Origin of the sequence: Actinoplanes sandaracinus, assembly GCF_030009775.1 — a bacterium.
In the GTDB taxonomy this organism is placed as follows: domain Bacteria; phylum Actinomycetota; class Actinomycetes; order Mycobacteriales; family Micromonosporaceae; genus Actinoplanes; species Actinoplanes sandaracinus.
This window is the reverse complement of the sequence record NZ_JASCTH010000010.1, coordinates 40,545-60,670: the sequence shown is the minus strand read 5'-3', so window position 1 is coordinate 60,670 and position 20,126 is coordinate 40,545. Positions and strand designations below refer to the sequence as shown.

Below are 20,126 nucleotides of genomic sequence, written 5' to 3'. Positions count from 1 at the left end.
CCGGTGTGATGGGAGACCTTCTGCTGCTGGCCGTGGCCCTGGTGTGGGGCAGCAGCTATCTGGCGGCCAAGACCCTGGTGGTGACCGGCGGGGTGCTGGTGGTGCTGGCGCTGCGCTATCTGGTGTCGACCGCCGCCATGCTGCCGCTGATGGTCCGCCGCCGGCCGACCCGGCGGGAAACCGGCGTGGGCGTCCTGCTCGGGTGCACGCAGGCGTCGGTGCTGGTGCTGGAGACGTACGGGGTGTCGCTCACCAGCGCCACCAACGCCGGGGTGCTGATCAGCCTGACGATCCTGCTCACCCCGATCCTGGAGTGCGCGGTCCGGCGCCGGTGGCTGCCGGGACGGTTCTTCCTGGCCGCCGGTGTCGCGACGGCCGGGGTGGCGCTGCTGGTGGCGGGGCCCGGGCTGCGCGCGCCGTCGGCCGGTGACGCCCTCATGCTGGCCGCCGCCGTGGTCCGCGCCGCGCACGTCACCCTCTCCGGACGGCTGGCGCGGCAGCACGACACCGTCACCCTGACGACGCTGCAACTGGTGACCGGGACCGTCGTCTTCACGGTCGCCGCGGGGCCGGCGTTGCTGCCCACGGCCGCCTCCTTCGGGGCCACCGAATGGCTCGGCGTGCTGTATCTCGCGCTCGGCTGCAGCGTGTTCGCGTTCCTGGTGCAGCTGTGGGCGATCCGCCGCACGTCCGCCGCGCGGGCCAGCCTGCTGCTCGGCACCGAGCCGGTGTGGGCGGTCCTGATCGGCGTCGGCGTCGGCGGCGAGCACCTGACCGTCCTGGCGATCGCCGGAATCGCCCTCGTGCTGGCCGGCACGTTCGGGGGCCGGCGGGTGGAACGCGATCACCGGCTTCTGGCGTCGAAGGCGCGCACCACCGCGGCCATGTCCGCACCGCTGTAACCCGCCGCGGCCGCCTCGGCGTACAGCTCCCGGCACGCGTCCAGCAGCGGCGACGCGATCCCTGCCCGGCGCGCCGCGTCCACCACGAGCTCGCTGTTGTAGAGCACGTCGCGGAGCGCGGCCTGCACCTCGAAGTCCTGGTCGCGCAGCTTGCGCCCCTTCACCCGGGACACGGTGCTGGCCATCGGCCCGGCGTCCAGGGCGGTCAGCAGCGTCCCCGGGTCGAGGCCGTGCCGCCCGGCGAAGTGGAACGCCTCGGCCAGCCCGGTGACCATGCTGATCAGGAACGTGTTGACCGCCAGCTTCATCAGCAGAGCCCCGGGCACGGCGCCGCACCGCACGATCTCCCGGCACATCGGCCGCAGCAGGTCCTCCAGCCCGGGATCGCCGCCGGCGATCATCACCACCAGGTCGCCCGTCTCCGCCGGGCCGCGAGATCCCGAGACCGGGGCTTCGGCGTACGACCCACCGGCGGCCGTGACATCAGCGGCGAGACCGCCCGAGTACGCGGGCGCGGTCGTCCCCATGTGCACGACCCTCCGCCCGGCCACCAGCTTCGCGAAGCCGTCGGTCCCCCGCCCGAGGACACTGTCGATGACCTGGTCGTTCGCCAGCATCATGATGACGGTCTGCGCCTCGGCGAACACCCCCGCCACATCGGCGGCCACGGTCGCTCCCGCGGCACGCAGCGGCCCGGCCCGCTCGGGTGTGCGGTTCCAGACGATCAGTTCGGTCCCGGCTCGGGCCAGGTTGAGGGCCATCGGCTGTCCCATCACGCCGAGCCCGACGAATCCCACGGTCATGGCCGCGACGTTACGGACTGCCGGCCCCGCCGCTCCGGGCCAATTCAGCAGAGGTGGCCCCACCGGCGCCAGGCGTCCTCGATCACGGCGTCGATGGAGTCCGCGCCCGCCCGCCCGTCGGCGACGGTGAACGCGACCTGCTCGCCCCGGCGTGATCGCACCGCGCGGTCCGCCAAGCAGGCGTACCGCGGGAAGTGGTCGGCCAGGTATTCGCCGGCCCCGGCCTTGGAGACGATGTCCTCGTGTGCCAGCGTGAAATGCAGTCGCGCCGGCCCGAGCACCGCCCAGGCGACAGGTTCAGCGTCCACCGCCGCCTCGGCGGGCATCGTGGCGAGGGTCCGGCGGCCCTCGGCCGCGAGATGCGCCCAGTACGTCTTCAGGTTGTCCAGGTTGTACCGGCGCAGGGCCGTGGCATCGACGGTCAGGCCGAGATCGGCGACGGCGGGCCCGCGGACCGTCCTGCCGTAACGGCTCAGGAGCAGCCACAGCACCGGGTGCAGCTCACCGCACGGCTGGTCCGCCCGGAACTCCCCGTTCACGACGAACGGTGTCGGCCGCTGGTCGGCCGGCTGCCGGCGGAACGTGTCCCGGTCCAGGTAGACGCCGTCGAAGTGCGGGCGACGCGGCATCGCCGCGTGCACCTCGGCCATGGCGGCGAGGTCGGCCGGGCCGGGCGGCCGGGCGGTCACGATCATGGTGTCGATGTCGCTGGCGCCCGGCTCGAACGCGCCGAGGGCGGCCGACCCCGTCACGAACAGCATCTCCACGAATCCGGGCAGGGCGTCGTCGATCGCGGCGAGGTACCGCCCGGTCGTCGCCTGCACCACGTCCGTCCGCGTCATGCCCGCCGACGCTAGCAACGGTGGTCCACGCCGGCCTCAGACGAAGTGGGCCTCGATGGCGGCGGACTCCGTGGCGACGGTGTCGGCGCTGATCAGGTCGCTCGTCTGGGCGGTCAGCACGGCGGCCCGGGCCCGCAGGATCTCGGCCGCCTTGCCGCTGGTGTAGAGGCGGGCCCTGAGGTCGGTGAGCGCCTTCTCGTACGACGCCTTGAAGGTGGTGTCGGCGTTGAACCGCTCGACGAGGATGTTGGCGCGGCCGCCCATCCGGGTTTTCGGCCGGCCGCCGATGTCGCCGCCGCCCGGCGCGACGCCGCCGCCCGGCGCGACGCCGCCGCCCGGCGCGACGCCGCCGCCCGGCGCGACGCCGCCGCCCGGCACGGCGCCGCCGTTGTCGCCGCCCGGCACGGCGCCACGGTTGCCGCCGCGTCCGCCCATGCTGCTGAAGGCGAGGTTGTGGTCCCAGGCGACGACGGTGAACCGGCCGGCGCCGGTGGTGTAGCGCAGGTAGGAGTTGTTGCCCGGCCCGTCGATGTCGTCGGAGTTCTTGACCAGCTCCTGGACGGCCAGATAGTTCGCGAACGCCGCGACGTCCAGGTGCCTGCCCAGGTCGGCGCGGAAGCTGGCGTCGTCGGACTCGTTGACGAACTTGAGGAACGCGGTGAGCGGCGCCAGGTTCGGATTGCCGGTGTCGGTCTCCTGGTCGAAGACGTCCTCGTACGCGGCGGCGTCGTCACCCCGGTAGCTGTAGTCGCCACCGGCCTCGGCCTTGTAGAGGATGCCGGCCGCGCTGAAGTTGTCGGCGTCCCACTTGTCGCCCGGGTTCTCGATGACCAGGCGCAGCACCTCGGCGCCGCCGTTGACGGCGAGCCGGGCCGAGACGGATCTCTGGGTGGCCAGCCCGGCGAGGCCGAGCAGTTCCAGCGCGACGGCCTCGTTGAGGGCGCTGCCGGAGTTGTTCGACCGGACGACGAACTCGGTCCAGCCGCCGAGCGCCTGCCCGTCCACGAACTTGTCGAGCCGCACCAGCCACGGCAGGTCCTGCGGGTTCTCGGCGGAGACACTGCCGCCCGGGCCGCCGCCACCGGGCCCGCCACCGCCCTGGTCCGCGCCGGCCGTGCCGGACTTCGTCAGCCCGCGCAGCGACGAGTTCCCCTTGAGCCGCAGCCCCGCCTTCTCGAACGTCGTCCCGTCGACGGTGACCGTCGCCTCGATCCAGTTCTTCGTCTCGTCCTTGAGATAGGCGTCGATCATCGCGTCGTAGTGGGCCCGCGCGAACGTGACGTCGATGTCGTGCACCACGCTGGCGTCGAACAGCCCGCTGCCGGCCGTCGCCGTCGCCGGACCGGTGGCCGGGGACGGTCCGTCGCTGCCGCACGCGCCGAGGACGGCCACGCCGAGGGTTCCGGCGAGCGCCGCTGCGAACGACCGGCGGGACAGGGTGTGAGGAGGCATCGAGGTGGCCCTTCGTAGCGGTGCGGCTGGTTCCTCCCAGAGAACCTCCGCTACCGAGGACCGCCTTGTGCTCCACCTGTGCCTGTCCTGTCAGTCCGGGCGCGCTTGGGACCGCGCGTGCCCGGGACTGATCACGTGGCGGAGCCTTCAGGCGGCCGTCGCGGGTTGCGGGTGGGCCTCGGCCCGGCGGCGCCGAACGTATCGGACCAGCAGGACCACCAGGAAGACGGTCATCAGGGGGGCGCCGGGGAACTTGACGAAGCGGGGCAGTCCGCCGCCGTCCGGCAGGACCAGGAAGGCCGCGGCGATGCTGATCAGCATGAACGCGTTCGTGCGCAGCGTGGTGGCGGCGAGCAGCGTCAGCGCCCACAGGGCGTACCACGCGTGGAAGACGGGCGACAGCACGACGAAGGCGGCCAGCCCCAGCGCGGCGCCCTGCAGCGCCGACTTCTCCCGGTCCGCGGCGCGCAGGGCGCGGATCACCAGCATGAGGAGTACGGCGGCGAGCGCCACCAGCGCCAGCGCCCGCACCGCCGGGACCGCGTCGAAGCCGGGATGGATGAGCTGCCCGGCATAGGTGAGGGTCATGCCGACGGCGGTCGGCGGGGAGGTGAACTGGACGATCGAGGTGCTGCCCCGCATGGCGGGCACCCAGCCGAAGCCGAGCCCGCTGGCGAACGTGACCGCCAGCAGGGCCGCCAGCGCGGCGCCGCCGACGAGAGCCGCCGAGCGCAGCAGCGGGCGGGCGGCGGCCAGGATCGCGAACGGGATCACGATGACGGCGGTGGCTTTGACCGCGACGGCGAGTCCGAGCAGGGCGCCGGCGGCGAGCAGCAGTGCCGGGCGGGTTTGGGCCCGTACGACCAGGAAGAGACCGGCCACCAGCAAGCTGATCATGACGGCGTCGTTGTGCGGAGCGGCGAGAAGGTGTGCCCCCACGATGGGCCCGGCGAGGGCGACCCAGAGGGCGCGCTGCGGCGGGATGCCGCAGCGGCGCGCCAGCGCCGGCAGGCAGGCGGCGACCGCCAGGATCGCGGCGAGGGTGATCAGGCGGAAGACGACGATGGTGCCGACGAGGCTGCCGCCGATCGCGACCGCGGCGCCGGCGAGCAGGATGAAGAGGGGGCCGTACGGGGTGACGGTGTCCCGCCAGATCGGGGCGACCGTTTCCAGCCAGGTGCACGGCAGCGCGGACACGCCTTGGCGGTACGGGTCCAGGCCCTGTAGGAACATCTCGCCCTGGCAGGTGTAGGAGTACACGTCCCGGCTGCCGATCGGGGGCACGAACAGGAACGGCGCGATCCAGAGCAGCGCCGTCGCCGCCGCCTCGCGGGTCGACGTGATCCGGTCGCGGCCGGACCACCAGGCGTAGGCCTGCGCCGCCGTACCCACCAGCCAGAGTCCGATGATGATCGGCCCGTAGGCGCCTCGCGCGACGCTGGCCGGGGTGGCCTCCAGGTCGGCGTGCGGCATCGCTCCGCCGAGCCAGCCGGCGACCGCCAGCATGATCGATCCGGCGAGTCCCAGCCAGCGGATGAACGTCAGCGAGGCCCTGTCGATGTCCATAGCCGTCGAGCTTTCCCTATCGAGGGAAGCGCATGCGAGTGCCCCCGTCGGGGTACTTTCGCCCCAATTTGCCCCTTAGTAGCTTCATGTCCGGATACTTCGAGGGGTGATGCTGGAACGTGTAGCGGTGGAGACGGGCGCGTACGAGACCCGCGTCCTGGGCATGGTGCGCTGGCCCCGCAGCGAGGGTGAGCTGCTGGAATTCCGGCTTCGTGACGCGGCCGGCGGCCCGCCGCCACCCCCGCCGCCGAACCCGGGCAACACCTTCGTGCCGGCCTTCGCCCTGCCGGCGATGGTGCTCGGCGAGTCCCTGACCGTCAACGCCCCGGTGTCCGGCCGGCTGCTGCGCGGCGCCCGCGACGCGATGGAGCTCTACCAGCGCTGGTGGGACGTCAAACCGGCGGAGATCGTGCCCGCGTCGGTCGCCGTGCGGGCGGCCCCCGCCGACGGGGTCGGGCTGTTCTTCACCGCCGGCGTGGACTCGCACTACAGCCTGCTCAAGGACCTGCGCCGGACCGACTCACCGGGCCACCGGGAGATCACCGACCTGATCTTCGTGAACCTCGACGACGGCCGCAGCACGGAGAAGGACCACCTGCTGGAGCGGCTCGTGGCGGTGGCGGGCGAGACCGGGAAACGGCTGCTGGTCGTCGACACGAACCTGCGACAGGTGACCGAGGAGGTGGTCGGCTGGGACGAGCACCACGGCGCGGCGCTGGCCTCGGTCGCCCTCGCCCTCGAAGGGGCGCTCGGCACCTGCCTGCTCGCGTCCACCTCGGACCACGGGCACCTGACGCCGTGGGGATCACATCCGCTGCTGGACCCGCTGTGGTCCACCGAGGGCCTGGCCCTGCTGCACGACGGCGGCGAGGTCGCCCGGGTGGAGAAGATCTCCCAGTTCCTGGTCCACTCGGCGCTGGCGCTGCGGACCCTCACGGTCTGCCGGCAGGCCCCGCCCGGCCAGAACTGCGGAACCTGCGACGAATGCGTGGCCACGATGATCGCGCTGACCATCGGCGGCGGGCTGGGCGAGTGCGCCACCCTCCCCCGAACCCTGGACGCCGACCTGGTCCGCGCGACCGAACTGCGCGGATGGGCGCAGGCCGACTCGTGGCGTGAGCTGGCCTTCCGGCTGGCCGCGACCGACCGGGCGGAGCTGAGCGCGGCGGTCACGGAGGCCCTCGGCAACGCGGTCACGCCGGCCGTGTGGAGACCAGGGTTCCAACAGAGCCGGTAGGGCTGAGGTCAGCCGCGCAACGAGCCCGTCGCCGGGGCGCCGGGCATCGGCGGACCGATGCCCGGCGGCTCGTCACCCCACCGGCCTTCTCCGGTGATCCTCGCTCCACCGGCGGCGGGCCGCCGTTGACGGCAGGGCCCGTCCTCAGAGGTAGACGCCGTAGCAGCCGGTAAGAACGCTGACATCGTCGTCGGTGGACGGCCAGGCGAGCACCGCCCGCCCGCGGACCTCCGGATCCGTCGGGAAGCCGGTCCACACCGGGTCGAAACTCAGCGACTGCGCCACCCGCGGCGCGGTGCACTCGAAGAAGAAGTCGTGCTGGTCGGAGCCCTCGTCGTCGAGGCGCTCCGGCGGCCCGGTGAGCCCCAGCTCAGCCAGGATCCGCCTCTCGACGGGCAACGGCTCGCCCTCGGAGCTCCCCAGATCCTCGGTGTGGACCCGCCGGACGATATCGCCACTCACGCCGACGAGCCAGGCGTCGCCGTCACCCTGACCACCGTGGTAGTAGGCCTGCGCGTCGCCGTAGACCGCACTCAGCTCCCGCACCCAGCGCCCGACCTCGGGCCGTTCGGGATCGCAGCTCGGCCCGGACACCACGGTCCACCCGTTGACCTCCGGCGAGACGAAGACGTGCCGGTAGGTCAGCTCGTCGTCGGGGCCGCCGTGGGCGAGATGATCGATCAGGACCTGACCGAGGGGGTACGTGGCCGGCGTCGTCCGGTCGAGGCCGAGCACCCGCAGGATTCCCCGCTGGTCGCCACCGCGCACCGCCAGCCAGTAGTCCCAGCAGGCCCCGAGCGGCTGCGGCCGGTCCCGCAGCTGTTTGATCGCGATGAGCCGCCGCAGCACCGCCAGGTCGCCCGGGTCGAGCGACCGCTCCCCGGCGAGATGGACCAGTGCCTTCAGCGCCGCGCGTCGCAACCGTCCGGGCCCGTTCTGTCTGATCTCCCGGATCGCCGGCAGCATCGACATTTCCAGTCCGTCCGGCTTGTCCTCGCTCAGGACATTGATAACGCTCATTTCGTCGAGTATTCCCCATCGGCGGCCGAGGTTCTGTCCCTCCGCGTGACCGCTCAACCCTCCGCGAGAGCCGCGGCCACCTCGTCCCGGGTGAGACAGCCGTCGGCGACCAGCACACGGATCTGCCGGGCCAGCGGAGCGCCCGGCTTGACGGTGACGGTGTCCTCGAAGGCCAGGGCGGCGCAGACGCCGTTGTAGTCGCCGGTCCGGGCGAACCAGCGGTCGTCGCCGGCCAAACCCCGGAACACCAGCGTGTACGAGTCCTCGACGGTCAGCGCCAGCCATGACTCGGTCGCACCGTGCGGTTCGCCGCCGGACGCGGTGAACGCCTCGGCCGCGCCGGAGGTGGCCCGCCAGAAGAAGCCGCCGTAGCCGGCGCCCCCGGTGCGCCCGTTCGTGGCGGGACTGCCGATCACGACCTCCGCCTCGCCGGGGGCGCTCAGCGCGTACCCGAAGGAGAGCTCCCAACCGTGACGCGCGGGACGGGCGGTGACCGACCGGTGCTCGCGCAGCAGCAGGCGCCCGCCGCCGTCGCACCAGCGAAGGTTCTCGGTGAAGCCGCCGTCGATCGGCTCGCGGCCGTCGGAGACGACCCGGCCGTGGTCGTCGCGCCAGATGTAGCCCTGGTCGCGGACGTAGGTGCGGCCGCCCCAGATGTTGATGCCGTCGACGTCCTGCATGGTCAGCGACACACCGAGATGCCACGGATGATCTTCCGGGAACTCGTCGGTGACGACCGTGCCGTTCAGTGTGCGGACCGGGTGCAGGTAGGGCCGTGGCGCCAGGCGGATGTCGACGTCGGGATCGGTCACATAGGTCGCGACCGGGGTCCCGCCCACAAGCAGCTCGATCATCCGATCCCCTCATCCACCGGCAGGAAAGCGCTTTCCACCCTATGCGGGCCGCTCTCGGCGGGCAAGCGGCACGCGCTGATTAGGCGGGCCCCCGCTGGGTAGACGGGGTTCGCCATGGACGGTGGTCGAACACGAGGGGGTACGCGATGAGCACGGTGACGCAGGAACGGGACGTCCGGGAACTCCGGCTGCCCGGACTCGTGCTCGGCGCCGGGCTCGGCGGCTTCGCCGACGGCATCCTGCTGCACCAGATCCTCCAGTGGCACCACCTGCTGACCAGCACCGACACCGACCGGGTCGGCATCGCCTACTACCCCGCCGACACCGTGCACGGGCTGCGGATGAACACCCTCGCCGACGGGCTGTTCCACACCGTGACCTGGCTGGCGGTGCTCGCCGGCATCGCCCTGCTGTACTCCCGGATCACCGGCGACCGCCGCCGCGTCTGGGCGTCGCGTGTCCTGTGGGGCTGGATGCTCACCGGCTGGGGCCTGTTCAACCTGGTGGAAGGCATCGTCGACCACCACCTGCTCGGCATCCACCACGTGCACGGCGGGCCCCACCAGTTGTGGTGGGACCTGGGCTTTCTCGGGTTCGGGGCGGCGCTCATCGGGCTCGGCCGGCTGCTGCGGCGATGAGCCACGCGCACCACTCCGACGGCGGGCTGCTGCTGTTCGCCGTCGTCACCGTCATGGTGGCGTACGAACTGCTGGCCATCGCCGAGCGGGACTGGCCACGGTCACGGACACTGTTCTTCCTCACCGGCGGGCTGCTCCTGGTCATCGGGCTCACGCCGGAGGCGCTGCCGTGGCCGGGCGGCGACTTCCGTACGCACATGTCGCAGCACCTGCTGATCGGGATGTTCGCGCCGCTCTGCCTGGTGCTCGGCGCGCCGGTCACCCTGCTGCTGCGCCGCCTGCCCCGCCCGGCCGGGCGAGCCCTCGGGCGGCTGCTGCACACCCGGCTGGTCCGGGTCGTCGCCCACCCCTTCCCGGCCCTGACGCTCAACCTCGGCGGGCTGGCGCTGCTGTACCTCACCCCGCTGTACGCGGTGGCTCCGCACCCCCTCGTCCACCTGCACTTCCTGCTGGCCGGCTACCTGTTCGCCTGGGTCGTCGCCGGGCCCGACCCGGCGCCCCGGCGGCCGTCCGTTCCGGCGCGGCTCGTGGTGCTCGGGGTCGCGATCGCCTTCCACGCGGTGCTGTCGCAGCTCATGTACGCCGGGGTGGTGGGCCCGCCGGTCGCCGTGGCGCAGCGGCAGGGCGCGGCCGAGATCATGTACTACGGCGGTGACATCGCCGAGCTACTGCTGGCGTTCGCCCTGGTCGCGGGGTGGCGGCCGCGCCGGGCCACCACCCCGGACCAGCGCTCTCAGGGCACGAAGACGGCGCGTACGCAGTCGTCCTTCTTGTCCTTGAACATCCGGTAGCCCTCGGGCGCCTGGTCCAGCGGCATCACGTGGGTCGCCAGATGCTCGGTGGTGACCTCACCCTTGGCCATCCGGTCCAGCAGCATCGGGATGTACCGCTGCCCGTGCATCTGCGCGCCCCGTACGGTGAGGCCCTTGTTCATCAGCGCGCCGAGCGGGAACTTGTCGACGAACCCGGCGTAGACGCCGAGCACGAAGACGGAACCACCCTTGCGGCACGCGTGAATCGCCTCCCGGACCGCGATCGGCCGGTCGGTCTGCAGGCGCAGCTGCTGCTTGATCTGGTCGTACCCGAACTGTGGTCCGGGCGCGTGCGCCTCCATGCCGACCGCCTCGATGCAGACGTCCGGTCCCCGGCCACCGCTGCGTTCCCGCAGTTCCCCCGCCACGTCGGTGCTCTCGTAGTTGATCGTCTCGGCGCCGATGTGCTGTTCCACCTGCCGCAACCGGTTGTCCAGGCGGTCGATGACGATCACCCGGTCGGCGCCGAGCAGCACCGCCGCGCGGGCGGCCATCTGCCCCACCGCGCCGGCGCCCCAGACCGCGACCACATCGCCCGGCTTGACCCCGCCGAGGTCGGCGCCCATCCAGCCGGTGGCCGCCGAGTCCGAGGCGAACAGCGCCCGCTCGTCACTGACCCCCTCCGGCACGGTGAACGCGCCGACGTCGGCGAACGGCACCCGGATGTACTCGGCGTGACTGCCGGCGTTGCCGCCCATCGCGTGCGAGTAGCCGAAGCAGCCGCCCGGCGCCTGCCCCCACAGGGTCTCGGTGATCACCGGGTTGGTGTTGCCGTTGTCGCAGAGCGAGTACAGCTTCTGGTCGCAGTACCAGCAGTTGCCGCAGGAGATGAAGGACGAGACCACCACCCGGTCGCCGACTCGGTGGTTGCGCACGTCGGGACCGACCTCGACCACCTCGCCGAGGAACTCGTGGCCGAGCACGTCGCCCTTCTCCATGAACGGGATGTACCCGCCGATCAGGTGCAGGTCGGAACCACAGGTCACGGTTCTGGTCACCTTGACGATCACGTCGCCGGGATTACGCAGTTCCGGGTCCGGGACGGTGCCGACGGACAGCTTGTTGACGCCCTGCCACTGCAACGCCTTCACAGCAGGCCTCCCTCACGGCCGTGGCGGGTCGCCGCCTGCAACGGCCGGTTGAGCGCCGTCGTCTCGGTGGCCGGCGGCCCGGACGGCAGCAGCACGTCCCCCGCCTCCAGCAACGACCGCGTCTCCCGCAGGGCGCGGCGGACATCGCCGTCGCTCACGTTCGAACCCTCGGGGATGTGTACGGCGATCTCGGTGCCCCGGTCGCCGGGCGCCGGGCGCATGCTGATCTCCGTCTCGTCCGCGATCTCCTTCAGCGTGCCGGGCAACGGCGCCGACTCCAGCTCCGAGAGCGGCCGGTACACCGTCACCACGTGGTTGCGCCGGGACACCGGCGTTCCGGCGCGACGGCGCTTCACCGCCACCGCGGCGCCGGCCGCGAGCGGCACGACGATCAACAGAGCCTTTCCGGTACGACTCACGACTCACTCCCTTCAATCGATGCGAGTCGGGTACCGCTGGAGGACGCGGCTAAACAGGTCGCACGGAAAGCGGCCCGGATGGCCCTGTGGGGTTTGCCGCCGCCCGGCCCGGGTAGAGCAGGCCGATGCTGCCTGGTTCTGAAGAGTCCTACTGGATGGACACCACATCGGCGACGGCCTACCCGGTCCTCACCGATGACGTGGACGTCGACGTGGTCGTGATCGGCGGGGGGATCGCCGGGATCTGCACCGCGTGGGAACTGACCGAAGCCGGGCAGACGGTCGCCCTGGTGGAGGCGGACCGGATCGCGGCCGGTGTCACCGGCAACACCACGGCCAAGCTGTCGGCCCTGCACACGCTCATCTACCAGCGGATCCGCAAGTCCTTCGACACCGACGCGGCACGCCTGTACGCCGCCTCGCAGCAACAGGCGATCGAACGGGTCTTCGACGTGGCGGCCCGGCTGAACACCGACTGCGATCTGGAACGGGTTCCGGCGTACACCTGGGCCGACTCCCCGGACCAGCTGGACCGGATCCGCGCCGAGGCCGATGCCGCCGCCGAGGCCGGGCTGGCCGCCTCGTTCGTCACCGAGACCGGCCTGCCGTTCCCGGTCGCCGGCGCCGTCCGGGTCGAGAACCAGGCCCAGTTCCATCCCCGGTCCTACCTGCTGGCGCTGGCCGCCGACCTGACCTGGAACGGCGGACTGATCTTCGAGCGCACCCGGGCCACCGGGCTGCACGACGGTGACCCGTGCACGGTCACCACCGAGGGCGGGCGGACGATCACCGCCCGGCGGGTCGTGATCGCCACCCACTACCCCGTCTTCGACCGGGCCCTGACGTTCGCCCGTCTCGAACCGCGCCGTGAGCTGGTGATCGCCGCGACCATCCCCGCGGAAAAGGATCCCGGCGGCGTCTACCTCACCCCGGAACACAACACCCGTTCGGTACGCACCGCGCCGTACCGCGAGGGACAGCGCCTGCTCATCGTCACCGGCGAGCACTTCAGCCCCGGCACCGGCGACGCCACCGAGCAGTGGTGGCGGCTGATCGACTGGACCGGCGAGCGCTTCCCGCACGCGGAGGTCGTCTACCGCTGGGCCGCACAGGACAACACCACGACCGACCACGTGCCGTTCATCGGCCGCTTCCACCCCGCCACGTCCCACGTCTTCGTCGCCACCGGCTTCGGCGGCTGGGGCATGAGCACCGGCGTCATGGCGGGACAGTTGCTCGCCGCCCTGATCACCGGTGACGAGCCGGCGTGGACGGGTCTCTACGACCCGCGGCGGCTCAACCCGGTCCGCGAAGCCGGTTCCATTCTCAAATTGGGGGCGAGAACGGTAGGCCACTTCGTGGGCGACCGGGCACAGTCGTCGCACGCCGACTCCCCCGCGGACGTCCAGCCCGGCACCGGCGCCGTGGTGCGGGTCCGCGGCGAGCAGTGGGCGGTCTACCGCGACGAGACGGGCGCCGCCCACGCGGTGGCGGCACGCTGCACCCACCTGGGCTGCATCGTCAACTTCAACCAGGCCGAGACGACCTGGGAGTGCCCCTGCCACGGTTCCCGGTTCGGCGTCGACGGCGCCGTGCTCCAGGGACCGGCCACCAGGCCGCTCCAGCCCCAGCAACTACCCGCCGAGCCCGCTGACCCCGCCAAGCCCACGGACCGCTGACAACGCCAAGCCCACTGAGCCCCGACGCCGTCAAGCCCGCTGACAACGCCAAGCCCACTGAGCCCCGACGCCGTCAAGCCCGCTGACCGCTGACAACGCCAAGCCCACTGAGCCCCGACGCCGTCAAGCCCGCTGACCGCTGACAACGCCAAGCCCACTGAGCCCCGACGCCGTCAAGCCCGCTGAGCGCGGGCTCCGTCAAGCCCACTGAGCAAGCTGACCCACCTGGGCCTGCTGAGGATGGTGGTTCCGCCTGGGCAACCTGAGAATGGGGGTCCCCCGCCTGGGCAAGCTGAGGATGCCGGTCCCAGCTGGAGGAGGAGCCGAACCATCGATCCGTTCGCTTCGCCAAACGGCTTTCCCACTCGCCGGACGGCAACCGCTCCATACACCTGATGCCGGCCAGACCTCGCCGCCCCAGAACGGACCCCACCAGCGGATCGGCTGGCCCCTCGGGGTCACCTGGGCCCGGTCAGACCGGACCCAAGCCCGACCGAGCCCGTGTCAGACTGATCTCCAGGTCAAACCGGGCAGGCACAGGCCAACCCAGGGCCCCAAAGTCAGGCCCGGCGGATCGGGCCGGACCGTGGGCCACCCGCTCTGCCATGCTCCGGCACCGGCCTTCCAACATTGTCTGGCCTCGCCGGCGAACTCCCCGAAGAGCCATACGGCGCCCAACGACCCGGCACAAGACCGCCAGCAGCCCCCTGATGACCTCCGGCAGCAGGAATACGATGAGCCTCAGCATCACGATGAGCGTTGGTCGGATGGACCGGTCGCCACGGGCTTCGCCGCCGAAGGACGCCATGACCTCTGGCCGCTGGCTCCGCGCAGCCGCCTTGCGCGGCCACCCTGCGCGGCCACTTTGCGCAGCAGCCTTGCGAACGGCCGCGAGCACAGCGCGCCATCCGCACCCCACGGGCGATATCGAAGTCCGGTCGCGCTTCCGCTCCCCCACCTTCCGTAGCCCTCGCGCCTGGCCGGCGGTATACCACCTCAGCAAACTCGACACCCGTTGTGGGTGTGGGCGACACCCACAACGGGTGTCGCAACTGCACCAGACCTATACCCCGCCTACAGCAACGGCCACTCGCAAACCCCACAGCAGTCGATCAGAGTCCGGTTCCTGGCAAAACGGGCCTAACCCGCACCTCACGAGATCGAAGCGGCGGGGACAGGGGACGAACATTGCGCATTGGCGAACGCGCCGCTGGACGGTCGCACCGCTGAACGGTCACGCCGCTAGACGGTCACGCCGCTGGACCGGGTGCGCCGCTGGACCGGGTGCGCCGCCGGACCGGGTACGCCGCCGGACCGGGTACGCCGCCGGACCGGGTACGCCGCCGGACCGGGTACGCCGCCGGACCGGGTGCGCCGCTGGCGGCGACCGGTGGGCGGGCTCGCGAGCGCCGGGGGCCGCTGGTCAGCGCAGCGGGGCGGTGGACTCGCGGGTGATCAGGCGCACGGGGAAGGTCTCGACGCCGGCGGCGGGCTCGCCGTCCATCGCGGCGGACAGGCGCTGTGCTGCTATCCGGCCCAGGTGTTCCAGGTTGAGGTCGATAGTGGTCAGCGGCGGGCGGGAGTTTCCGGCCAGCACCGACCAGTTGTCGAAACCGATCACCGCGACGCGGGACGGCACCTCGATGCGTTCCTCGTGCAGGACGTCGAGGACGCCACGGGCTATCTCGTCGGAGCCAGCGAAGATCGCGTCCACCTCAGGCGTGCGCTCCAACAGCATCCGCGTCGCACCACGACCCCACGCCTCCGACCACATACCGAACCACACCTCACCACCGGCAAGCCCCAGACCATCCTCCGCCAGACGCTCCACAGCACCCCGCGCACGATCCTGCGCCGCGCTGTACCCCGGATCCCCCGTGATATGCGCGATCCGCCGACGACCGCATCTGATCAGATGATCGATCGCCAACCGCCCACCACCGACATTGTCGGTCACCAACGACAGATCAGCCGGATCATCCGACGGCGCATATGCATACACCACCGGCACCGGCAACTCCCCCAACGACAACCGCGTATCCGGCCGGGCACCCACCACGATCAGACCATCGACCCGCCGCGACAACAACGCCCGCAGATGGTGCTTCTCACGGATGGCGTCACCCCGCGCATCACACAGGAACACCGACGTCTGATCCGAACCGAACGCGTCCTCCGCACCCATCAGAATCGGAATCGAGAATCGGCCCTCCAAATCGGACGTCAACAACCCGACCGTACCGCTACGCTGGGTGATCAGGCCCTGCGCCAGCGTGTTGGGCGAGAACGAGAGCTGCTCGGCTGCCCGGACCACGCGCTCCCTGGTCTGGGCACGAACCTGCGGCTGGCCGTTGAGCGCCTTCGAGGCGGTGGCGACCGAAACCCCGGCGAGCTTGGCGACGTCGCGAAGAGTGGCCCGTGACAAGAATTTCTCCCGCGTGACGTTTATGAAAACCTTTTCGGCCCGCTGGCTTAGAGGTCAGCCTAACGTAGCGGCCGCAAGTCCGAAACAGTCGTCGGGGAGAAGTGCCGCGCCGCGTCAAGCCGCACGCTCGGCCGGGCAACCATCGACGCCCGCTTGCCCCTCATCGGCGTCCTGGAGAGCGCCGGGGCATGCCGCCTCGCCGGCCGACCCGCCGCCGAGCACCGGATCTCCTCCCCGACAAGTCGGCGCCATCGCATCGACGGCGGGGTCCGCTCCAGTTCCGCCAGCAAGTCCTGACCCTGAGCAGTCCCGACCCCGAGCAAGTCCTCACGCTGAGCAAGTTCCCACCCCGAGCGAGTCCCTACCCCGAGCAAGTCCTCACACTGAGCAAGTTCCCACCCCGAGCGAGTCCCTACCCCGAGCAAGTCCTCACACTGAGCAAGTCCTCCGCTGAGCAAGTCCTCACGCTGATCGCACGGCGAGCAAGTCCTCGCGTTGATCGCCGACTCCGGCCCCAGGGACGGCCGTTGCCGACTTGTGAGGGCGATGTAAGCGTCGTCGCCCCCGAAACCGTTGACCGCGCCGACATTGAGGCGTTCGAGCGCTTTGACACCTGCTGACTCATCTTCGTTAGCCGCGATCTCATCTTCGTTAGGCCGCGACGCGGACCGGAGACCGTTGCCAACTTGTTAATGATCTCGAATTACTCGCGAAGCTGTGAGTTCGTTCAGCTTCGCGGACACACGTCACGTGTCGGCCTCACGATCGTTTGCGCTGGTAGAGACTCTTCACGTAGTGACGGCCGGGAACCTGGACAAAGGTTGTTCCAAGGCTCGTCACAGCCACGGTCGCCGTGGTGTACACGAGACACTCTCGTAACGGTGTCGATGTTCTTGTAAAGTGCTGTACCGCACGACGGCGTGCGCGCCGACGGTGCGTCGTTCCGCCCGGCAAGGAATTGGACTTTGACGATGTTCAATCGCACGGTGATGTTCACCAAGCAGCACACGCCGAATTCTCTGCGCGTGATGGCACGCCGAGCGCTGCTGGAGGCACACAACGCTAGACTGCGGCTGACCGTCCCGGTCGCCGAGCGTTGCGAGTTCGTCAACGTCTATCACTGTGCGGTCCGCAAGACCGCGAGCCAGTGGGTCAAATCAGTGTTCAGCGACCCGATCGTCTACCGCCACTCCGGCCTGGCCACCTATGACCCGCGCTACTACGGGTGGAAGGATCCACGGGTGTGCCCGCCCGACCGGATCGGGCTGTCGCTGTACTTCCCGTACAAGCGTTACCTGAAGATGCCGAAGCCGGACGCGCACCGCACCTTCTTCATCTACCGGGACCCGCGTGACCTGCTCGTCTCCAGCTACTTCTCGACCCGTGACTCGCACACGCCGATGGGTGACGTGCTGGAGGTCCGGGCGGCCCTGCGGGACCGGTCGAAGAAGGACGGGATGCTCTATCTCATCGAGCATCTGACGAAGAAGGGCATGTTCAACACGGTTCGCTCCTGGGTGGAGGCGCCGCCGTCGGAGACGATCCGCCTGGTCCGTTACGAGGACCTGACCGGCGCGAACCAGGTGGCCGAGATGGACGCGCTGATGCGCCATTGCGGAATCGGCATCCCGTTGCCGGAACTGGAGACGCTGCTCGACAAGTACAGCTTCTCGAAGATGAACGACCGCAAGAAGGCCGGCGAGATCTCGCACTACCGCAAAGGCCAGTCCGGCGACTGGCAGAACCATTTCGACGACGATATCGCCCAAGCTTTCCAGCAGGCCACCGGCAATTTGCTGAGCATCCTCGGCTATGGCGAGCCGACCGGCACCCACTCCGGCGACGCTGTCGGCGTGAAGGCCGGGTAGGGACGACGGCCGCCCTGATCCGCCCGCCGAGCCCTGAGCCACGGCTTCGGCACGAGGCGGCACCGCCGCCAGCCGGGAGCCGGGTTGCGGCGGACAACTCCTGCCCGACCGGACTAGAGTCGACGCTGAGTGAACCGATCGCTTACGCAGCGCATCCGGAGGGTCCCGGTCTGACCTCTGGCCGGGTCCCGGTCTGACCTCTGGCCGAGGCCGATGAGCCGTCGACGCCCCCGAACCCCGGTCTTCCGGGCTTCCGGCGTTCAGTGACTCCGGGGCTCAGACCTCCGGTGGTTCCAGCGCCGAGGGGAGTACTGGTCATGGCGAAGAAATCAAAGAAGGACAAGGACGACAAGCCAAAGAAAGACAAGAAAGACAAGAAGTCCAAGAAGGACAAAAAGAAGAGCAAGAAGAAGAAAAAGAAGTGACCGAATCGGGTCGCCGGCCAGCCCGGCGGCCCGATTCCGTTCCGCCCGGGCGCCGTGCCGCGCCCGGGATGGTGGGTGCGGTGCAACCCGGTTCGTTTACCGCCCGGGGCGCGGGGAAACCGGGGCCATCCACCAGAAGGGACCTGCCATGACCATCAATCCCGGAGCCCGGGGCGTCGCCGTGACGCGCAGTCCCGTACGCACCGCCGCACTCGCCGTCGGAGCCACGTTTCTCCTGGTCGGCGTGCTGGGCTTCATTCCCGGCATCACCACCGGCTATGACAACATGATGTTCGCGGGGCACGACTCCGAGGCGTACCTGTTCGGGGTCTTCCAGGTGTCGATCCTGCACAACATCGTCCACCTCCTGTTCGGAGCCGCGGGCCTCGGCCTCGCCCGCAGCGCGCCCGGGGCCCGCGCCTACCTCGTCGGCGGCGGGGCCGTCTATCTGCTGCTCTGGCTGTACGGCCTGATCATCGGACAGGACACCCCCGCCAACTTCGTACCCCTCAACGGGGCTGACGACTGGCTGCACCTAGGTCTGGGGCTCGGCATGATCGCGCTCGGTCTGGCGCTGGGCCGCCGCGACACACGGTGATCGCGACAGCCTGCCTCCGGCGGAGCCGCTCCGCCGGAGGCGGGTGTCCGGGCAGTCGTGGGCACGCCGGTCATGTCGATCGGCTTATCCGGCGCCGAACCGGGTAGGTCGCCAAGCCCGAGGTGAGGAGCCCAGACATGCCGAAGCCGGTGTCCGAACAGGTCGTCGTGATCACCGGGGCGTCCAGCGGCATAGGCCGCGCGACCGCCCTCGCCTTCGCTTCCCGGGGCGCGAAGGTGGTCTGCGCGGCACGGGGCGCGCATGCCCTGGAGGCGCTCGCCGCACAGATCAGCGCCGCCGGCGGGACGGCGATCGCCGTTCCCGTCGACGTTACCGACCCGGCCGCGGTCCAGTCCCTGGCGGACGCGGCCGAGCAGCGGTTCGGGCGCATCGACACGTGGGTCAACAACGCCGCCGTCGGCGTGTGGGGCCGGATCGAGGACATCTCCGGCGCCGAGTTCGACCGGGTCATGCGCGTCAACTTCCTGGGTCAGGTGCACGGCGCCCACGCCGCCGTGCCCGCTCTGCGGCGCGCCGGCGGCGGTGTGCTGATCGGCGTCGCCTCGCTGGAGGCCGCTCGGGCGATTCCTTTGCACGGGCCGTACACGGCCAGCAAGTTCGCGGTGCGCGCCTTTCATGACACCCTGCGCATCGAGCTGGCGCAGGAGCGGGCGCCGATCACCGTGACCACCATCCTGCCGGCGTCCGTCGACACGCCGTTCTTCGACCATGTTCGCAACCGGTTGGGCTCCCGGGCGAAGCCACCGCCGCCGGTGTACGCGCCGGAGCTGGTGGCCGACACCATCGTGTACGCCGCCTGCCATTCCCGGCGGGAGATCCCGGTCGGTGGTGCGGCGGCCGCGTTGATGCTGGTCCAGCGGCTCTCCCCCTCGTTGGCCGACGCGGTGCTGTCGCTGCGGCCGGTCGGCGTCGGCATACAGCGCACCGGTCTGCCGGACGACGGCACGGACAACGTCGACGCGCCGCGGGCCGGACAGGGCCGGGTCCGCGGCTCCCACGCCGGCCGGGTGCGGCGGCGCAGCCCGTTCACCACACTGATCGGCCGACGCCCGCGTGTGGGTGACGTCCTACTGCGTCTGCGGCCGGTTCCCGGACCGCTGCGGGCGGCGGCGCTGGCCCGTACCGGATGGGGTCTGGCTCTGCTCGCCGCGCCGGAGGTCCTGGCGCGCATCGGACAGCGTCCGCCGGCGGGCCCGGCGGCCCTGGCGGTGGCCCGCGTGCTGGGCGCGCGCCAGCTGGCGCAGGCCGTCGTGACCACCGCCCGGCCGTCGGCAGCCGTCGCGGCGGCAAGCGCGGCGGTGGACACGCTGCACGCGGCCACCGATGTCGGGCTCGCCGCCGTGTCGCCGCGCTGGCGGAGTGTCGCCCTCGTCGACGCGGCCGTCGCCTCCGGGCTCGCGGCCTGCGGATGGATCGCCCACCGGCGGAGCAGAGCGAGCTGACCGGCAGCGGAGCGAGCCGGCCGCGCTCTCGG

General features: G+C 70.9%; 18 protein-coding genes. 9 read left to right on the top strand and 9 right to left on the bottom strand.

Annotation, left to right across the window (positions count from 1 at the left end; translation table 11 throughout):
• Nucleotides 1-8 precede the first annotated feature (8 nt).
• Nucleotides 9-902, top strand: coding sequence for a DMT family transporter (locus QLQ12_RS16690; protein ID WP_282761237.1), 894 nt, complete (start codon nucleotides 9-11; stop codon nucleotides 900-902).
• Here the strand turns inward: QLQ12_RS16690 and QLQ12_RS16685 are convergent.
• From QLQ12_RS16685 to mptB, 4 genes are all read right to left on the bottom strand, one after another.
• Nucleotides 845-1,768 (bottom strand): NAD(P)-dependent oxidoreductase, encoded by a 924-nt coding sequence (locus tag QLQ12_RS16685; RefSeq protein WP_282760919.1) that lies wholly within the window; start codon nucleotides 1,766-1,768, stop codon nucleotides 845-847. The genes QLQ12_RS16690 and QLQ12_RS16685 overlap by 58 nt on opposite strands.
• Nucleotides 1,750-2,547 carry a nucleotidyltransferase domain-containing protein gene (locus QLQ12_RS16680; protein ID WP_282760917.1) on the bottom strand — a complete coding sequence of 266 codons (798 nt, stop codon included), beginning with the start codon at nucleotides 2,545-2,547 and terminating at the stop codon, nucleotides 1,750-1,752. Before QLQ12_RS16680 ends, QLQ12_RS16685 begins: the two co-directional genes overlap by 19 nt.
• A 36-nt stretch (nucleotides 2,548-2,583) precedes the next feature.
• Nucleotides 2,584-3,999 (bottom strand): CotH kinase family protein, encoded by a 1,416-nt coding sequence (locus QLQ12_RS16675; protein ID WP_282760915.1) that lies wholly within the window; start codon nucleotides 3,997-3,999, stop codon nucleotides 2,584-2,586.
• 147 nt (nucleotides 4,000-4,146) lie between these two features.
• Nucleotides 4,147-5,565 carry a polyprenol phosphomannose-dependent alpha 1,6 mannosyltransferase MptB gene (gene mptB, locus QLQ12_RS16670; protein ID WP_282760913.1) on the bottom strand — a complete coding sequence of 473 codons (1,419 nt, stop codon included), beginning with the start codon at nucleotides 5,563-5,565 and terminating at the stop codon, nucleotides 4,147-4,149.
• 109 nt (nucleotides 5,566-5,674) lie between these two features.
• On the opposite strand from mptB, the gene QLQ12_RS16665 reads away from it, so the two are divergent.
• Nucleotides 5,675-6,802: a hypothetical protein gene (locus QLQ12_RS16665; protein ID WP_282760912.1), complete on the top strand. Its 1,128-nt coding sequence runs from the start codon at nucleotides 5,675-5,677 to the stop codon at nucleotides 6,800-6,802.
• Between the two features lie 144 nt (nucleotides 6,803-6,946).
• On the opposite strand, the gene QLQ12_RS16660 is transcribed toward QLQ12_RS16665, so the two are convergent.
• Nucleotides 6,947-7,822 carry a hypothetical protein gene (locus QLQ12_RS16660; RefSeq protein WP_282760911.1) on the bottom strand — a complete coding sequence of 292 codons (876 nt, stop codon included), beginning with the start codon at nucleotides 7,820-7,822 and terminating at the stop codon, nucleotides 6,947-6,949.
• 53 nt (nucleotides 7,823-7,875) lie between these two features.
• Nucleotides 7,876-8,676, bottom strand: a complete 801-nt coding sequence (locus tag QLQ12_RS16655) for a DUF6807 domain-containing protein (RefSeq protein WP_282760910.1) — start codon at nucleotides 8,674-8,676, stop codon at nucleotides 7,876-7,878.
• Nucleotides 8,677-8,822: 146 nt separating this feature from the next.
• On the opposite strand from QLQ12_RS16655, the gene QLQ12_RS16650 reads away from it, so the two are divergent.
• Together QLQ12_RS16650 and QLQ12_RS16645 are read left to right on the top strand one after the other, a co-directional pair.
• A complete protein-coding gene (locus QLQ12_RS16650; protein ID WP_282760909.1) occupies nucleotides 8,823-9,314 on the top strand; it encodes a DUF2243 domain-containing protein in 492 nt (163 codons plus the stop codon).
• Nucleotides 9,311-10,105 carry a cytochrome c oxidase assembly protein gene (locus QLQ12_RS16645; RefSeq protein ID WP_282760908.1) on the top strand — a complete coding sequence of 265 codons (795 nt, stop codon included), beginning with the start codon at nucleotides 9,311-9,313 and terminating at the stop codon, nucleotides 10,103-10,105. The genes QLQ12_RS16650 and QLQ12_RS16645 overlap by 4 nt, the downstream gene beginning before the upstream one ends.
• Here the strand turns inward: QLQ12_RS16645 and QLQ12_RS16640 are convergent.
• Nucleotides 10,048-11,217, bottom strand: coding sequence for a zinc-dependent alcohol dehydrogenase (locus tag QLQ12_RS16640; protein WP_282760907.1), 1,170 nt, complete (start codon nucleotides 11,215-11,217; stop codon nucleotides 10,048-10,050). The two genes, QLQ12_RS16645 and QLQ12_RS16640, sit on opposite strands and share 58 nt — an antisense overlap.
• Nucleotides 11,214-11,636: a hypothetical protein gene (locus QLQ12_RS16635; protein ID WP_282760905.1), complete on the bottom strand. Its 423-nt coding sequence runs from the start codon at nucleotides 11,634-11,636 to the stop codon at nucleotides 11,214-11,216. The genes QLQ12_RS16640 and QLQ12_RS16635 overlap by 4 nt, the downstream gene beginning before the upstream one ends.
• Nucleotides 11,637-11,761: 125 nt before the next feature.
• On the opposite strand from QLQ12_RS16635, the gene QLQ12_RS16630 reads away from it, so the two are divergent.
• Nucleotides 11,762-13,315, top strand: coding sequence for an FAD-dependent oxidoreductase (locus tag QLQ12_RS16630; protein ID WP_282760903.1), 1,554 nt, complete (start codon nucleotides 11,762-11,764; stop codon nucleotides 13,313-13,315).
• Nucleotides 13,316-14,738: 1,423 nt separating this feature from the next.
• Here the strand turns inward: QLQ12_RS16630 and QLQ12_RS16625 are convergent.
• Nucleotides 14,739-15,740, bottom strand: a complete 1,002-nt coding sequence (locus QLQ12_RS16625; protein WP_282760902.1) for a LacI family DNA-binding transcriptional regulator — start codon at nucleotides 15,738-15,740, stop codon at nucleotides 14,739-14,741.
• A 971-nt stretch (nucleotides 15,741-16,711) separates the two neighbouring features.
• On the opposite strand from QLQ12_RS16625, the gene QLQ12_RS16620 reads away from it, so the two are divergent.
• The 4 genes from QLQ12_RS16620 to QLQ12_RS16605 all read left to right on the top strand — a co-directional run bounded on the left by QLQ12_RS16620 (nucleotide 16,712) and on the right by QLQ12_RS16605 (nucleotide 20,094).
• A complete protein-coding gene (locus QLQ12_RS16620) occupies nucleotides 16,712-17,608 on the top strand; it encodes a sulfotransferase domain-containing protein (protein ID WP_282761235.1) in 897 nt (298 codons plus the stop codon).
• Between the two features lie 263 nt (nucleotides 17,609-17,871).
• Nucleotides 17,872-18,033, top strand: coding sequence for a hypothetical protein (locus QLQ12_RS16615; RefSeq protein ID WP_282760899.1), 162 nt, complete (start codon nucleotides 17,872-17,874; stop codon nucleotides 18,031-18,033).
• A 148-nt stretch (nucleotides 18,034-18,181) separates the two neighbouring features.
• Nucleotides 18,182-18,631, top strand: a complete 450-nt coding sequence (locus tag QLQ12_RS16610; RefSeq protein WP_282760898.1) for a DUF4383 domain-containing protein — start codon at nucleotides 18,182-18,184, stop codon at nucleotides 18,629-18,631.
• A gap of 137 nt (nucleotides 18,632-18,768) precedes the next feature.
• Nucleotides 18,769-20,094, top strand: coding sequence for an SDR family oxidoreductase (locus QLQ12_RS16605; RefSeq protein ID WP_282760896.1), 1,326 nt, complete (start codon nucleotides 18,769-18,771; stop codon nucleotides 20,092-20,094).
• Nucleotides 20,095-20,126 lie beyond the last annotated feature (32 nt).

What these genes read in the sequence shown, in the direction of transcription:
- QLQ12_RS16655 (WP_282760910.1), bottom strand. Translation starts at nt 8,676, where the DNA reads ATGATCGAGCTGCTTGTGGGCGGGACCCCGGTCGCGACCTATGTGACC.
- QLQ12_RS16665 (WP_282760912.1), top strand. Translation starts at nt 5,675, where the DNA reads ATGCTGGAACGTGTAGCGGTGGAGACGGGCGCGTACGAGACCCGCGTC.
- QLQ12_RS16680 (WP_282760917.1), bottom strand. Translation starts at nt 2,547, where the DNA reads ATGACGCGGACGGACGTGGTGCAGGCGACGACCGGGCGGTACCTCGCC.
- QLQ12_RS16675 (WP_282760915.1), bottom strand. Translation starts at nt 3,999, where the DNA reads ATGCCTCCTCACACCCTGTCCCGCCGGTCGTTCGCAGCGGCGCTCGCC.
- QLQ12_RS16610 (WP_282760898.1), top strand. Translation starts at nt 18,182, where the DNA reads ATGACCATCAATCCCGGAGCCCGGGGCGTCGCCGTGACGCGCAGTCCC.
- QLQ12_RS16630 (WP_282760903.1), top strand. Translation starts at nt 11,762, where the DNA reads ATGCTGCCTGGTTCTGAAGAGTCCTACTGGATGGACACCACATCGGCG.
- QLQ12_RS16620 (WP_282761235.1), top strand. Translation starts at nt 16,712, where the DNA reads ATGTTCAATCGCACGGTGATGTTCACCAAGCAGCACACGCCGAATTCT.
- QLQ12_RS16660 (WP_282760911.1), bottom strand. Translation starts at nt 7,822, where the DNA reads ATGAGCGTTATCAATGTCCTGAGCGAGGACAAGCCGGACGGACTGGAA.
- QLQ12_RS16605 (WP_282760896.1), top strand. Translation starts at nt 18,769, where the DNA reads ATGCCGAAGCCGGTGTCCGAACAGGTCGTCGTGATCACCGGGGCGTCC.
- QLQ12_RS16645 (WP_282760908.1), top strand. Translation starts at nt 9,311, where the DNA reads ATGAGCCACGCGCACCACTCCGACGGCGGGCTGCTGCTGTTCGCCGTC.
- QLQ12_RS16650 (WP_282760909.1), top strand. Translation starts at nt 8,823, where the DNA reads ATGAGCACGGTGACGCAGGAACGGGACGTCCGGGAACTCCGGCTGCCC.
- QLQ12_RS16690 (WP_282761237.1), top strand. Translation starts at nt 9, where the DNA reads ATGGGAGACCTTCTGCTGCTGGCCGTGGCCCTGGTGTGGGGCAGCAGC.
- mptB (WP_282760913.1), bottom strand. Translation starts at nt 5,565, where the DNA reads ATGGACATCGACAGGGCCTCGCTGACGTTCATCCGCTGGCTGGGACTC.